Raw genomic sequence first — 13,001 nt, 5'->3', positions numbered from 1 at the left:
GGGGGCAGCCTCCTTGAGTGTGATTACAGAAATCTATAGGGCGCGCTCATGCGCTTTCAAACCCCCCTTGTTCCGGCAACGCTTTTAAGACGTTACAAGCGTTTCCTCGCCGATATCCGTCTGGGGGACGGGACCGAGGCTGTCGCCCATTGTGCCAACCCCGGCTCGATGCTGGGTCTGGCCGAGCCGGGCAGCAGGATCTGGGTCGAACCCAACGACGATCCGAAGAAAAAGCTGAAATATGGCTGGCGGCTGGTCGAACACGACGGCGGCCATTTCACCGGCGTCGATACCTCTGTGCCCAACCGCGCCCTGCGCGAGGCGCTGATGGCGGGGCAGGTACCGGGGCTTGAGGGCTATGCGCAGGTCCTTCCAGAACAGAAATATGGCAGTGAGTCGAGCCGCATCGATTTCCTGCTGCGTCATCCAGGGCGCGTAGATTGCTATGTTGAGGTCAAGTCGATGACCCTGTCGCGCCAGCCGGGGCTGGGGGAATTTCCCGACAGCAAGACCCTGCGTGGCCAGAAGCACCTGCGCGAACTGGCCGAGGTGGCGCGCGCCGGGCAGCGGGCGGTCATGCTCTACCTCGTGCAGCGCACCGATGTGCACACCACCGCGATTGCCGCGGACATCGACCCCGCCTATGCCGCAGCCTACGCCGAGGCGCGTGCTGCCGGGGTCGAGGCGCTCGCCTTCGCCTGCCGCATCTCGCCTCAGGACATCACGCTGGGGGCGGCTTTGCCTGCGCCCTGACATCGCGCGCATCACAATCCCTCCGCTTCTCTGGCATTTCGCGTCAGAGTGCACTAAATCAGCCCTGTGGCGCCTGCCGGACCCTATCGTCGTCTCCGCCACACATTGGGCGAGACCGTACAGATAAGGGCGATTTGAATTGAAACAGGAACACCGTGGCCGCATGACACGCGAAGGCATCCGCATTCACGAAGCCTCTGATTTCGAGGGGATGCGCAAGGCGGGCGAAGTCACCGCACGCATTCTGGACGACGTGGCCGAGCATGTCTTTGTCGGCCAGACCACCGCCGAGATTGACCGCATCATCGAGGAAAAGGTGACCGAGTACGGCACCACTTCGGCGACGATCGGCTACAAGGGCTACAAGCACGCCTCCTGCATCTCGGTGAACCATGTCGTCTGTCACGGCATCCCCGGCGACAAAAAGCTGAAAGACGGCGATATCCTGAACATCGACGTCACGGTCATTCTGGATGGGTGGTTCGGCGACAGCTCGCGGATGTACGTCGCCGGCACGCTGCCTCGCAAGGCCGAGCGTCTGATCGAGGTGACGCACGACTCGCTGATGCTGGGGATCGAGGCCGTCAAACCCGGCAATACCTTCGGTGATATCGGCCACGCCATTCAGGCCTACGTCGAGGCGCAGCGCATGTCGGTCGTGCGCGATTTCTGCGGCCACGGGCTGGGCCGCGTCTTTCACGCCCCGCCGAACGTGCTGCACTATGGCCGCCCCGGCACCGGCCCGGTTCTGGAGGAAGGCATGTTCTTCACCATCGAACCCATGGTCAACGTCGGCCGCCCGGAAACCAAGGTTCTGGCCGATGACTGGACCGCCGTGACCCGCGACAAGTCGCTCTCGGCGCAGTTCGAACACTCCATCGGTGTCACTGCGGACGGCTGCGAGGTGTTCACCCTGTCGCCCGGCGGTCTGTTCCACCCCACCTACAAGCAGGACTGATCCTGCCTTGGCGGTGCGTGTCCCCCACGCACCGCAGTTGCTTCAGACGTGGCGCAGAAAGCTGATCGTGCTGTCGCCGAAGGGGCGGGCATCGATCACCTCCCAGCCCTCCGGCGCTGTGATGCGCGCGCTTTCCTCCCAGACAATCAACGCCTCGTCGTCGATCCAGCCTTGCGCCAGCGCACTGGCCAGCGCGACTTCGCCCAAGCCTTTGCCATAGGGCGGATCGAGGAACACCAGCGTCGCCTGCGCCTCGGGACAGGCGGGCAGGCGGGTCGCATTGGCCTTGATCAGGCGTACCCGGTCCTTGACCCCCAGCGTCGCGATATTCTCAGCCACCAGCCGCCCGGCAACCCGTCCATCATCGACAAAGGTGCAGGCCTCGGCACCGCGCGACAGCGCCTCAAGCCCGAGCGCACCTGTCCCGGCAAACAGGTCCAGCACCTGCGCGCCGTCGATCGGGTCGCCAAAGCGCCCGCCCGACAGGATGGAAAACAGGCTCTCGCGCACGCGGTCGGTGGTGGGGCGCAGATGTGCGCCCGCGTCGCCCTTGCCGAGCGCGGCCAGCCTGCGGCCCCGGAACTCTCCCGCGATGATCCGCATCAGGCGCGCATCAGGGTCTTGAGGTCGACCGACGCATCCGCGACCAGCGCCGGATCTGCCGTCTTGCCCGCCTCGATCAGCCGCTTGCCGACCATATAGGCGCGCGGATCGTTCATCGCATCAACGGCCAGCAGAGCCTCGCCCGCATAGTACCAGTGGCTGACCGCGCCCTTGTCACCATGGCGCAGGACCACCCGATCATAGCCGGTGTTCAGCCCCGAGATCTGCAGTTTGACGTCGTACTGATCCGACCAGAACCAGGGCTTCGGATCATAGACCTTGCCCGCGCCGAGCATGTTTTCCGCCACGCACTCCGCCATGTCGATGGCGTTCTGCACGCTCTCCAGCCGCAGCCGCCCGGCCTTGTAAGGAAAGCTCGCGCAATCGCCCGCCGCCCAGATCGAGGGATCGCTGGTGCGTCCCTCTGCGTCACAGCGAATGCCGTTTTCGATGTCGAGGCCGGCTTCCTCGGCCAGCACCTCATCGGGCAGGATGCCCATGCCGATGATGACGAAATCCGCCTCGATCTCGCTGCCGTCCCCCAGGATCGCGCCGGTCACATCGCCGGTCCCAACCAGTCGCTCCAACCCGGTGGTTTCGCGGATGTCGACGCCATGTGCGGTGTGCAGCGCGCGGAAATAGTCCGAGGTGGCCTCACACGCGACCCGTTGCAGAATGCGCGGCGCCATCTCGATCAGTGTCACCTTCAGGCCCTTCTTGGCGGCGACCGCTGCCGCCTCCAGCCCGATATAGCCGCCGCCGACGATCAGCACCCGCGCGCCCTCGCGGAACTGCGGCTCCATCGCATCGACATCCGCCAGTGTGCGCACAGAGAAGACATTGCCCAGCGTCCCGCCGAGCGCCTCTGGCAGATGCCGCGGCACCGATCCGGTCGTCAGCGCCATTTGGTCGTAGCGGATCACTTCACCGCCGACGATGATCTCTTTCGCGGCAGGGGAAATTGCTTCGACCGGCGCGCCCAACTTCAGAGTGATCTTGTTGTCTTCGTACCAGCTGAGCGGCCGCAGATAGAGGCGCTCTTCGGCCATGTCGCCCAGCAGATAGGCTTTGGACAGCGGAGGGCGTTGATAAGGCGGCGCAATTTCGCCTCCGATCAGGGTGATCTCTCCGTCGTGGCCAAGGCTTCTCAGCTTGGCGACCAGCGATGCTCCGGCCTGCCCGGCCCCGATCACGGCGATATGCGTCATCAAATAGTCCTTACTGTGTCTGGCTCCCCCGCGCGGGACAGCTATAGTCGCCGCCATGTGGAACACAAATCAACGACAGGACACAAGCATATGAGCATCTCAACAGGGGATCACCTGCCCGACGCCACCCTCGTCACCCTGACCGACAAGGGCCCGGCGCCGGTGACGATCAAGGAAAAGACCGCTGGCCGCAAGGTCGTCATCTTCGGTCTGCCCGGTGCCTATACCGGCGTTTGCAGCACGGCGCATGTGCCCAGCTTCATCCGCACCAAAGCCCAGTTCGACGAAAAGGGCGTGGACGAGATCATCTGCGTTTCCGTCAACGACCCCTTCGTCATGGGCGCCTGGTCCGAATCGACCGGGGCTGGCGCGGCTGGCCTGACCTTCCTTGGCGATCCGGTCAGCGAATTCACCAAGGCCCTCGGCCTGGAATTCTCGGCCCCTCCCGTCGGTCTGATCGACCGGTCCAAGCGCTATGCGATGCTGGTCGAGGACGGTGTCGTCAAAGCGCTGAACGTCGAAGAGAACGCCGGCGTCTGCGATATCTCGGCGGGCGAAGGTCTGCTCGACTCGATGTAAATCCTGCGGGTTTTGAGGCGCTGCGTCGCCTCAACGCCACTCGCGCGTCGCGTCCCAAAAGGGCGCGGGGTGTGGGTGGCAGGCCCTGAGAACGAGAAAACCCGAAGCCTTATCCCCAAGGCTTCGGGCCTGTACAGCAGGCGCGATTGCCCCGATGCTGCGACTTCTACCCCATTCCCCTTGTCGACCCCGTGAGGGTATCGAGCGTCTTGGTTTTGGAATGAATATGCTTGACGCTGACGTAAGGCGTAGCTTCGCAAAAGCATGATGTCAACGGAATGAGTCTGAAAACGGCGCGCGTTGGCGTCAGGTGTCGCTTCCAGCCGATCACGCCGCAGAATGAGGGGACTTGAGGGGCGCTCCACACGGGCGCGGGCCGCTCAAGCCTCAGGAAAGCCGCGCCCTTTCAGCCATGCGACCTGCACCTCGCTCTCCACCGCTTCGGCGAAATGCGCGCGCACATGGGCGATCGCGGCCTCGGTCTGCATCCCGCGTTCGATCAGCAAAAGGGCGGTCACCAGACCACTGCGCCCCGCCCCGTACTGGCAGCTGACAGCGCAGGTGCCGTTCCGGTTCAGCAGCGCATGAAGACGCGGCCCGAGCGCCGACCACAGGTCCATGAAGGCCGCATCGGGCGCTTCGAAATCGCGGATCGGCAGCAGGATCACCTCGAGTCCCACCGCGCCAAGGGCCTTGCTCGCCTGATCGAGGGCACTTTCCGGCAGCTCCGCGGCCTCGGGCAACAACAGGCAGAGCTCGGCGCCAAGGTGCGCGATCCGCTCCACCGTCAGCTCCATTTGCGCCGGGTCGATATAGGCGCCTCCGTCCACCCCGGTCTGCAAGCCGGGAAAGCCAGACAGCACGCAACGCCCGCCCCCGGTCATCGGCACCGTGGCGCGCACAGAGGTCTCGGGATCGATGCCGTCTGGGGGCGTCTGGGGCAAATGAGGTCTCCCGTTTCCAGGCCGTCTGGGACGTTTCCAGATCCTGTGCTTTGGTATACAATGACTTATTGAGATGATGATGGCTTTTGCCGAGCAGAATTCACGCCCCGAACAGGTTACGACGCACATGAGAAAAAACAGCGGCGAAATCGCGGCAGTGATCCGCGAACGCATCTGCCTGCGCGCAGGCACCGACGAAATGCTGCTGCACGAAGGCCAGCTGGCCACCGAATTCGGCGTCTCGCGCACCCCGATCCGTCAGGTGCTGCAGATGCTGGCCTATGAAAGTCTGGTCGAAACCCGCTCGGGCATCGGCACCATCGTGCCGCCGCTTTTGCCCGCCGCTCAGGACGCCGATGAAACGGCGTTTCGCGCCATTCTCACCGCCGCGGCGACCTGTCCCCTTGCCGAAGTTCGCCTTCCCGACGTGGTGCACCTGCGGCTGGGCGAGGCCCGCCGCGCGTTGCGCGATGACAGTCTGGCCAGCGATGAGAAGCTCTTCGCCAGCCTTTCCGCCCTGCTGGAGGTGACGGTGGCACTGGTTGGGGATCATATTCTGGTCACGGCCCTGCGTGCGGCCTACTGGCGTCATATCCGCTGGAGCCTTGCCTGTGGTGCCGATGCCCGGGACGTGGCGCTGGCGCGGCTGGCTCATCTGGTGAGCGAGGCCATGGCGCTTGCGGAGGAGGGGGATCTGCCCGCCCTGCTCAGTCTTCTCAACAACGACACCGTTTGACGTAAACACGCCCCGATCCTGTCTTGGGCCGGGGCGCGATATCGTGCGTTTAATCGACGGTACTGGCGGTTGAGGCCTGTTCGCCTTTTTGCGGCTGCACAAGGGTGCGCGTGGGGAAGGGGATGTCGATCCCGCCCGTGTCCAGCGCTTCCTTGACCTTGCGCTTCATGTCCGCCTGAAACTGGAACAGATCGGCGCGATCGCACCAGACCCGCACCAGAAAATCGACCGAGAAGTCACCCAGATTGTTGACCTGAATGAACGGCTCGGGCTCGGCATGGCTGCGCGGATCGGACATGATGGTGTCGCGGATGATGTCCTCGGCGGTCTTGAGGTTGCTGCCATAGCCCACCCCAAAGACCCACTCGGCGCGCCGCGTCGGGTAGATCGAATAGTTGACGATCGTATTGCCCCAGACTTCGCTGTTGGGAATGATGATCTGGGTGTTCGACAGGCTCGCCAGCTCGGTGAAGTTCAGCGAGATGTTCTTGACGGTGCCCATCTGCCCGTTCACCTCGACAAAATCGCCGTTCTTGATCGGGCGGAAGAAGATGATCATGACACCGGCCGCGATATTGGACAGCGTGCCCTGCAGCGCCAGACCGATGGCCAGACCGGCGGCACCGATGACCGCCACGACCGAGGTCGTCTGCACCCCGAAGGTATTGAGAACGAACAGAAACGCGAAGGCGATGATCGCATAGCTCAGGATCGAGCCGAGGAATTCGAACAGCGTCTCGTCCAGCCGCTGGTGCCGTTTCGACAGGTTGGTGATCCGCCGCTTGGCCCAGCCGGCCAGAACCAGGCCAACGACAAGGATCAACACGGCGGCAAGAACATTGCCAAACAAACTCGCCAAGAAATCCAGTGTCAGCAGGTCGCCAAGGCTTTTGCCGTTCCAGATTTCGGTATTCAGTAAAGTGTCTAGGTTCATGCCAGGATCTGGTCCATCTTTCTTGCCAGTTTCGCGTCGAGGGCGGTGACTCCGCCCACGTCATGCGTCGTCAGTTTGACCGTGACTTTGTTGTAGCCGTTGCTCCAGTCGGGGTGGTGGTCCCACTTTTCCGCCCAGAGCGCGGCGCGAGTCATGAAGGCGAAGGCTTCGGTAAAGTCCTCGAACTTGAAGGTCTTCTTGAGAACGTCCTTTTCGGCGTCCAGTTCCCAGCCGGTTGCGTAGAGAGGCGCCAGCAGCGTCTCGCGTCCGGATTCGCTCAGTTTTTCAGTCATCTTGTTCCTCCTGGTGATCGCGCTTGAAGGGGCCATAGGCCGTCAGCACTTCGATGTCTTCGTCCACGGCGCGGGCCTCGGCCCGCAGGAATTCATCGATGGCATGGGCCAGCCCCGGATTGGCGATCCAATGCAGTGAATGGGTGTGGGCGGGCAGATAGCCGCGCGCCAGTTTGTGTTCGCCCTGCGCGCCTGCCTCCACACGGGCCTTGCCATGGGCGATGGCGTAGTCGATGGCCTGATAGTAGCACAATTCGAAGTGAAGACAGGGGTGGTGCTCGGTGCAGCCCCAATATCGGCCAAAAAGCACCTCGCGGCCGATAAAGTTCAGCGCTCCGGCGACATAGCGCCCGTCGCGTTCGGCCAGCACCAGCAGCACATCGTCACGCAGGCTATCCTGTACCGCGTCGAAGAAGGCGCGGGTCAGGTAAGGCGTGCCCCATTTGCGATTGCCGGTGTCGGTGTAGAACCGCCAGAAGGCGTCCCAATGCTCGGGGCGGATATCATCGCCGGTCAGCGCATGGATGGTGCCGCCAAAGGACTGTGCCTGAAGGCGCTCCTTGCGGATGTTCTTGCGCTTGCGCGACGACAGCGTGGCCAGAAAAGCGTCAAAATCCGCATAGCCTTCGTTGTGCCAGTGAAATTGCTGCGAATGGCGGCGCATGAGGCCCATGGCCTCGCCCGCCTCGGCCTCAGCTTCGGTGCAGAAGGTCACATGCAGGCTGGAGAGGTCGTTGTCCGACGCCAGTTGCACGGCCCCCTGCACCAGCGCGGCTGTCGCCGTGGTCTGGAACTCCGGCTTGACCAGAAAGCGCCGCCCCGTCGCGGGGGTGAAGGGCACCGCGATCTGCAGCTTGGGGTAATAGCGCCCGCCGGCACGCTCAAAGGCATCGGCCCAGCTGAAATCGAAGATATATTCGCCCTGACTGTGACCCTTGGCATAAAGCGGCGCGGTGCCGATCAGCGTCTCGCCATCATAGGCGGCGAGGTAGTGCGGCTCCCACCCAGACCCGGGCCCGACCGAGCCGCTGATCTCCAGCGCGTTCAGAAACCGCCAGGTGGTGAAGGGGTCATTGGGACGCCCGCCGTCCGCCGCTTCGGGGCAGGCGCAGGCGTCCCAATCGGCACTGTCCAGCCCGCGGATCGCGGACAGGGTGCGGATTTCAATCGTGGTGTCGGGGGCTTTATCCATGCCCGGGACTATCTGTGCCGAGAGGGCGCGGGATCAAGCGGGAATGGCCGCCGGATAGCCCTCAAAGGTCACATTGTCGGCAAGTTGGCGGGCTTCGGCTTCGGCTTCGGCACTGCGGATGGTCCAGCACAGCACCGGCCAGCCCTGCGCCGCAATCTCGCGCACACGCGCGCGGCCGAGGTCAGGCGCGTGGTGACTGATGAAGGAGGCCTCTGCGCGGTCCATATCGGGGATCATGGCCAGATGCGCGCAGGTCTCGGCGCTCAGCATTGTCCAGTCCTTCGGATCATAGGCGGCAGTGATCAGCCCGCGTGGAGTGTCGGGGGCCAGCGCGGCCATGCGCGCGGCGGAATGCGGATTGAACGACATGAAGGCCAGCGGGCCATCATAGCCTTGCGCGGTCTCCGCCGCAGCCGCTTCGAGCGCGCCGATATTGTCGCCCATCTTGCCGTCCTGATCCTTGATCTCGACCAATAGAGGCACCCGGCCCGCGACGATCTCCAGCACCTCGGCGAAGGTCGGGATGCCGCTGGGGCCGCCGGTCAGCGGGATCGCGGCCAGCGCGGCGGCGGTGCGGGCCTTGATCGGCCCGGTCTCGCCGGTCAGCCGGTCCAGCGTGTTGTCGTGAAACACCATCGCCACCCCGTCGGAGGAGGGCTGGAGGTCGATCTCGATGCCAAAGCCCGCCGCCACCGCGGCCTCGATCGCCTCACGGCTGTTTTCCGGGCGGCCCTGCGTCAGGTCATGCAAGGCACGGTGGGCAATCGGGGCGTGCAGGAAAGCCTGCGGCAGCGGCGGGCGGGTCATCAGGCGATCTCGAAGATGGCTTCGATTTCGACGGCAACGCCAAAGGGCAGCGCCGCGGCGGACACGGCAGAGCGGGCATGCCGTCCTGCATCGCCCAGAACCTCGACAAGGAAATCCGAAGCCCCGTTGACCACTTTGGGCTGGTCGGTGAAATCGCCGGTGGAATTGACAAAGCCGTTCAGTTTGACGACCCGCTTGAGTTTGCTCAGATCCCCGCCGCACGCGGCCTTTGCCTGAGCCAGCAGACCGATGGCGCAGAGTTTTGCAGCAGCGGCACCGGCCTCGATCTCCATGTCGTCGCCCAGCTTGCCCTTGACCAGACCATTGGCGTCCTGGCTGACCTGACCAGACACGAAAACCATGTTGCCGCTGACGACGAAGGGCACGTAGTTGGCAGCCGGAGCGGCGGCGACGGGCAGGGTGATGCCAAGCTCGGCGAGGCGGGATTCGATGGCATTGCTCATGGTGTTCTCCAGATGGGGGCGGGGCGCGTCGCGACGGGCGCGTTCGCGGGGACGCTACAATCCGGGGCCGGGATTGCAACCGCGAATGCTGTCGATGCGGGGCTTTCACGTCCCGTGCTTCGGGAGGATATGGCAGGGTCGCGCTGCGGCGCGGCCGCTTCGCGTGCGCTGATCGCGCCTCGCCTGACCCATTGCGCCTGGCCGGGGACAGCGCGCAGCCCGGTGCCTCAGCCCTCGCGCATCGCCTTGGCGAAGTAATCGGTCAGCGGTTTCACCAGATAGGCCAGCGGCGTGCGATCTTCGGTGCGCAAATAGGCCTCGACCGGCATCCCGGGCAGCAGCGTCAGCCCTGCGGGCAGGGTCGCCAGCGCGGCCTCATCGATGTGGATCTCGATGCGGAAATAGGTGCGCCCGGTCGCCTCGTCGCGGAAGGCATCGGCCGAGATCCGGGTCAGGTGCCCCGCCAGTTCCGGGGTCGAGTGGCGATCAAAAGCGGGAAAGCGCAGCTGCACCTCCTGTCCCAGATGCAGCGCGTCGATGTGGATCGGATCGACCTGCGCCGCGATCACCAGCGGGCGGTCCTGCGGCACGAGGTAGAGCAGCGGTTCCGCCGGGCGTAGCACCGATTGCGGCGCAAATACCGAGAGGTCATAGACCAGCCCCGCGACAGGCGCCGTGATCTGCAGCTTGTCCAGCCGTGTGATCAGGGCGCGACGCCGCTCCGCCAGTTCCATTTCGCGGTAGCGCAGATCGCGCAGGGTGGTGATCGCGGCCTCCTGCTGTTCGGTGTCGAGTTTCAGCAGATCCAGCTCGATCTCCGTGATCCGCCCTTCGGCCTGGGCCTTTTGCGCGGTCAGATCGCCGATAGAGCCGCGCAGCCGCGCCTCCTCCCGTTGCAGCGCCTGCACGCGCGTGACCTGTGACAGCCCCTTGCCCAACAGCAGGCGTTGCGTCGCCAGTTCCTGCGCGATCAGAGTCAGCTGGGTGTCGAGCGCGTTTGACTGCGCCGTGATCCCGGAGATCTGGCTGTTGACCTGCTCGACACGTTCATGGACCTGCCTGACCTGCTGATCCTGCGCCGCGCGGCGGGCCCTGAGCAGCTGATCCTGACCCGCCAGAAGCTCAGCGACGTCGGGCTGCCGGGCGGCGACCTGAGACAGCAGCGGCGCCGGTGTCATGGTGCTGACGCCTTCGCGCTCGGCCTCCAGTCGGGCGCGCCGGGCCATCAGTTCGAACAACTGTCCCTCAACGATGGCAAGTTCGGAGCGCAGCGTCTCGGGCGACAGCTGCACCAGCACCTCTCCGGCCTCGACATGCTGGCCTTCGGCGACCAGTACGGCCTCGACCACACCGCCCTCGGGATGCTGCACCACCTGTCGGTTGCGCTCGACCTCCAGCTGGCCGGGGGCGACCACGGCACCGGCGATCCGGGTCAGGGCCGACCAGCTGCCAAACCCCGCCACGAGGACCAGCAGCGTGGCCAGTCCCAGCAGCATCGGCAGGCGCACGGAATAGGCGGTGTCGGTCGTCGCATTGCCACGGGTCATTGCACACCCCCCTGCAGGCTGCCCTGTGAAGCCCCCCGCCGGATATGGTCGTGGTTCTGGACCACCTTGCGCAGCACCTCGTCGCGCGGGCCGAAGGCCACGCGGTTGCCGCCCTCGAGCATCAGCAGCAGATCGCATTCCTGAATGGCAGCCGGGCGGTGTGCCATGATCATGACCGCGCACCCGTCGGCCTTCATCGCACGGATTGCGGCGTTCAGCGCCTCGCTCCCCTCGTTGTCGAGGTTGGAGTTCGGCTCATCCAGCACCAGCAGCACCGGCGCGCCATACATCGCCCGCGCCAGACCGATCCGCTGTATCTGCCCTCCCGACAGCCGGCTGCCATGAGGGCGCACCCGCGTGTCATAGCCCTCGGGCATCTTCAGGATCATATCATGGGCATCCGCGGCACGGGCAGCCGCGACGACGGCGGCATCGTCAGGCACCGCGGCCATGCGGGCAATGTTTTCGGCGATGGTGCCCTCGAACAGTTCGACCCGCTGCGGCAGATAGCCGATCAGGCCACCCAGCACCGCCGAGTCGTAATGCGCGAGAGAGGCCCCATCCAGCCGGATGCTGCCGCCCGCGCAGGGCCAGGCCGCCGTCATCGCCCGTGCCAGCGTCGACTTGCCCGCCCCCGAAGGTCCGATCACGCCAAGCGCCTGCCCCGGCGCGATGGAAAAGGTCAGCATCCGCAGTGACGCCATCGCCTGACCCGGCGGGATCACGGTGGCCTGCATCGCCTCGATCTGCGCCCGCGGGTGCGGCAGTCCTGTGCGCGGCGCGACCACGGGGACAGCCCCCAGCAACCGCGACAGGCTCTGCCACCCCTGCCGGGCGCGTTGCGCCAGCGGCCACTGCGAAATCAGCGTCTCGATCGGGGTCAGCGCCCGCCCCAGCAGGATCGAGCCTGAGATCATCGCCCCGCCCGAGACCTCTCCGCGCAGCGACAGCCAGGCGCCAAGGCCCAGCATCGCCGATTGCAGCACCAGCCGCAGCGTCCGCGTCAGAACCGAGAAACCGCCCGTGACATCCGCCGCCTGTACCTGCCGCGCCAATGCCCGGCCACGCAGGCCCTGCCAGCGGGCAAAGGCGGCCTCGCCCATGCCCATGGCGCGGATCATCCCGGCCTCGGCGCGCATCTGATCCGCCTGCGCCTGCGCGGCCATTGCCGCGGTCAGCGCCTGCCTCTGGGGCGCCTGACTGCGCATCCGGCTCAGGCCCGCGACGCCGATCAGCAGCGCGCCACCGGCCAGCGCCAGCATCCCCAGCAAAGGATGGAACAGAGCGATCGCCGCCAGAAACAGTGGCGTAAACGGCAGATCGAACAGCGCGGCGGGCACCGGTGACGCCAGCAGCCGCTGAATGGCCTCACTGTCCTGCAGGGCGGTGTCGGCGTCGGGGTCGGGCTGCAGCGCCGAGCGGCGCAGCGCGGCGTCATAGGCACGCGGGTCCAGCGCCGCCTGAAAGCGCGCGCCAATCCGCGACAGGATGCGCCCGCGCACCAGATCCAGCAGCCCCATGGTCAGATACAGGAACCCCGCCAGCACAGTCAGCGCCAGCAGCGTCTCGACCGAGCGCGAGGTCAGAACCCGGTCATAGACCAGCAGCATATACAGCGGCCCCGTCAGCATCAGCAGGTTGGCGAAAACCGAAAACAGCGCCGCGCTCCAGTAAAGCCCACGGCTCTGGCGTCGCAGATCGCGAAGTTCCTGCGCCCCTGTATCGGTCTGCCGTTCACGATTTCGCTGCCGCACAATATGCGCCTTTCCGCCGATTACCATTTCCGGGTTTCCCGCGAGATGTCGCAGACATAGACTGCCTATACGACATGCCTTACTGGCCAGACCGGGGGAATTTGTCGCCAATTGGCCACAGCAATCCCCGAACTCCACTATTTCTATGGCCGCAAAGCGTTTAAGGATTAGATAAACGGTTGTCGCAATTCGCGCCCCTCTCAACGGAATTTAAAACGAATGTTCTCTG

General features: G+C 64.9%; 14 protein-coding genes. 4 read left to right on the top strand and 10 right to left on the bottom strand.

Features of this window, described 5'->3' with window-relative positions; translation table 11 throughout:
* The first annotated feature begins 48 nt into the window (after positions 1–48).
* Both sfsA and map read left to right on the top strand, forming a co-directional pair.
* Positions 49–753 carry a DNA/RNA nuclease SfsA gene (gene sfsA / locus F3W81_RS13285; protein ID WP_193079621.1) on the top strand — a complete coding sequence of 235 codons (705 nt, stop codon included), beginning with the start codon at positions 49–51 and terminating at the stop codon, positions 751–753.
* Between the two features lie 163 nt (positions 754–916).
* Complete coding sequence (map, locus tag F3W81_RS13280) at positions 917–1,711, top strand: type I methionyl aminopeptidase (RefSeq protein WP_193079620.1); 795 nt, start codon at positions 917–919, stop codon at positions 1,709–1,711.
* Between the two features lie 42 nt (positions 1,712–1,753).
* Here the strand turns inward: map and rsmD are convergent, their stop codons facing one another.
* Both rsmD and F3W81_RS13270 read right to left on the bottom strand, forming a co-directional pair.
* Positions 1,754–2,314 carry a 16S rRNA (guanine(966)-N(2))-methyltransferase RsmD gene (rsmD, locus tag F3W81_RS13275; protein WP_193079619.1) on the bottom strand — a complete coding sequence of 187 codons (561 nt, stop codon included), beginning with the start codon at positions 2,312–2,314 and terminating at the stop codon, positions 1,754–1,756.
* A complete protein-coding gene (locus F3W81_RS13270; protein ID WP_193079618.1) occupies positions 2,314–3,522 on the bottom strand; it encodes an NAD(P)/FAD-dependent oxidoreductase in 1,209 nt (402 codons plus the stop codon). The genes rsmD and F3W81_RS13270 overlap by 1 nt, the downstream gene beginning before the upstream one ends.
* 90 nt (positions 3,523–3,612) lie before the next feature.
* Here F3W81_RS13270 and F3W81_RS13265 point away from each other — a divergent pair, with 90 nt between their 5' ends.
* The gene (locus tag F3W81_RS13265; protein WP_193079617.1) at positions 3,613–4,101 is read left to right on the top strand and encodes a peroxiredoxin; all 489 of its coding nucleotides are present in this window, start codon (positions 3,613–3,615) and stop codon (positions 4,099–4,101) included.
* A gap of 380 nt (positions 4,102–4,481) precedes the next feature.
* On the opposite strand, the gene F3W81_RS13260 is transcribed toward F3W81_RS13265, so the two are convergent.
* Entirely contained in the window at positions 4,482–5,045 is a 564-nt protein-coding gene (locus tag F3W81_RS13260; RefSeq protein WP_193079616.1) for a phosphatase domain-containing putative toxin, read from the bottom strand.
* A gap of 127 nt (positions 5,046–5,172) precedes the next feature.
* Between F3W81_RS13260 and F3W81_RS13255 the strand changes: the two genes are divergently transcribed.
* On the top strand, positions 5,173–5,781 hold the full coding sequence (locus F3W81_RS13255; protein ID WP_226941678.1) for a GntR family transcriptional regulator: 609 nt from the start codon (positions 5,173–5,175) through the stop codon (positions 5,779–5,781).
* Positions 5,782–5,830: 49 nt separating this feature from the next.
* Here the strand turns inward: F3W81_RS13255 and F3W81_RS13250 are convergent, their stop codons facing one another.
* From F3W81_RS13250 to F3W81_RS13220, 7 genes are all read right to left on the bottom strand, one after another.
* Positions 5,831–6,715, bottom strand: a complete 885-nt coding sequence (locus F3W81_RS13250) for a mechanosensitive ion channel family protein (RefSeq protein WP_193079614.1) — start codon at positions 6,713–6,715, stop codon at positions 5,831–5,833.
* Positions 6,712–7,008 (bottom strand): 4a-hydroxytetrahydrobiopterin dehydratase, encoded by a 297-nt coding sequence (locus F3W81_RS13245; protein WP_193079613.1) that lies wholly within the window; start codon positions 7,006–7,008, stop codon positions 6,712–6,714. Before F3W81_RS13245 ends, F3W81_RS13250 begins: the two co-directional genes overlap by 4 nt.
* Positions 7,001–8,200 (bottom strand): GNAT family N-acetyltransferase, encoded by a 1,200-nt coding sequence (locus tag F3W81_RS13240; protein ID WP_193079612.1) that lies wholly within the window; start codon positions 8,198–8,200, stop codon positions 7,001–7,003. The genes F3W81_RS13245 and F3W81_RS13240 overlap by 8 nt, the downstream gene beginning before the upstream one ends.
* A gap of 33 nt (positions 8,201–8,233) precedes the next feature.
* Positions 8,234–9,007, bottom strand: coding sequence for a glycerophosphodiester phosphodiesterase family protein (locus tag F3W81_RS13235; protein ID WP_193079611.1), 774 nt, complete (start codon positions 9,005–9,007; stop codon positions 8,234–8,236).
* The gene (locus tag F3W81_RS13230) at positions 9,007–9,471 is read right to left on the bottom strand and encodes a RidA family protein (RefSeq protein WP_193079610.1); all 465 of its coding nucleotides are present in this window, start codon (positions 9,469–9,471) and stop codon (positions 9,007–9,009) included. Before F3W81_RS13230 ends, F3W81_RS13235 begins: the two co-directional genes overlap by 1 nt.
* 227 nt (positions 9,472–9,698) lie before the next feature.
* Positions 9,699–11,018: an HlyD family type I secretion periplasmic adaptor subunit gene (locus F3W81_RS13225; protein WP_193079609.1), complete on the bottom strand. Its 1,320-nt coding sequence runs from the start codon at positions 11,016–11,018 to the stop codon at positions 9,699–9,701.
* Positions 11,015–12,799: a type I secretion system permease/ATPase gene (locus tag F3W81_RS13220; RefSeq protein ID WP_193079608.1), complete on the bottom strand. Its 1,785-nt coding sequence runs from the start codon at positions 12,797–12,799 to the stop codon at positions 11,015–11,017. The genes F3W81_RS13225 and F3W81_RS13220 overlap by 4 nt, the downstream gene beginning before the upstream one ends.
* Between the last annotated feature and the right edge of the window lie 202 nt (positions 12,800–13,001).

It is taken from the genome of Pseudooceanicola spongiae, assembly GCF_014899185.1.
In the GTDB taxonomy this organism is placed as follows: Bacteria; Pseudomonadota; Alphaproteobacteria; order Rhodobacterales; family Rhodobacteraceae; genus Pseudooceanicola; species Pseudooceanicola spongiae.
The sequence above is the reverse complement of the archived record's forward strand: the minus strand, read 5'-3'. Positions and strand labels throughout refer to the sequence as shown.

Bases quoted from the DNA above. Each gene is read 5' to 3' on its own strand.
- F3W81_RS13240 (WP_193079612.1), bottom strand. From the start codon at position 8,200: ATGGATAAAGCCCCCGACACCACGATTGAAATCCGCACCCTGTCCGCG.
- F3W81_RS13235 (WP_193079611.1), bottom strand. From the start codon at position 9,007: ATGACCCGCCCGCCGCTGCCGCAGGCTTTCCTGCACGCCCCGATTGCC.
- sfsA (WP_193079621.1), top strand. From the start codon at position 49: ATGCGCTTTCAAACCCCCCTTGTTCCGGCAACGCTTTTAAGACGTTAC.
- F3W81_RS13250 (WP_193079614.1), bottom strand. From the start codon at position 6,715: ATGAACCTAGACACTTTACTGAATACCGAAATCTGGAACGGCAAAAGC.
- F3W81_RS13225 (WP_193079609.1), bottom strand. From the start codon at position 11,018: ATGACCCGTGGCAATGCGACGACCGACACCGCCTATTCCGTGCGCCTG.
- F3W81_RS13220 (WP_193079608.1), bottom strand. From the start codon at position 12,799: ATGGTAATCGGCGGAAAGGCGCATATTGTGCGGCAGCGAAATCGTGAA.
- F3W81_RS13270 (WP_193079618.1), bottom strand. From the start codon at position 3,522: ATGACGCATATCGCCGTGATCGGGGCCGGGCAGGCCGGAGCATCGCTG.
- F3W81_RS13265 (WP_193079617.1), top strand. From the start codon at position 3,613: ATGAGCATCTCAACAGGGGATCACCTGCCCGACGCCACCCTCGTCACC.
- map (WP_193079620.1), top strand. From the start codon at position 917: ATGACACGCGAAGGCATCCGCATTCACGAAGCCTCTGATTTCGAGGGG.
- F3W81_RS13245 (WP_193079613.1), bottom strand. From the start codon at position 7,008: ATGACTGAAAAACTGAGCGAATCCGGACGCGAGACGCTGCTGGCGCCT.
- rsmD (WP_193079619.1), bottom strand. From the start codon at position 2,314: ATGCGGATCATCGCGGGAGAGTTCCGGGGCCGCAGGCTGGCCGCGCTC.
- F3W81_RS13230 (WP_193079610.1), bottom strand. From the start codon at position 9,471: ATGAGCAATGCCATCGAATCCCGCCTCGCCGAGCTTGGCATCACCCTG.
- F3W81_RS13255 (WP_226941678.1), top strand. From the start codon at position 5,173: ATGAGAAAAAACAGCGGCGAAATCGCGGCAGTGATCCGCGAACGCATC.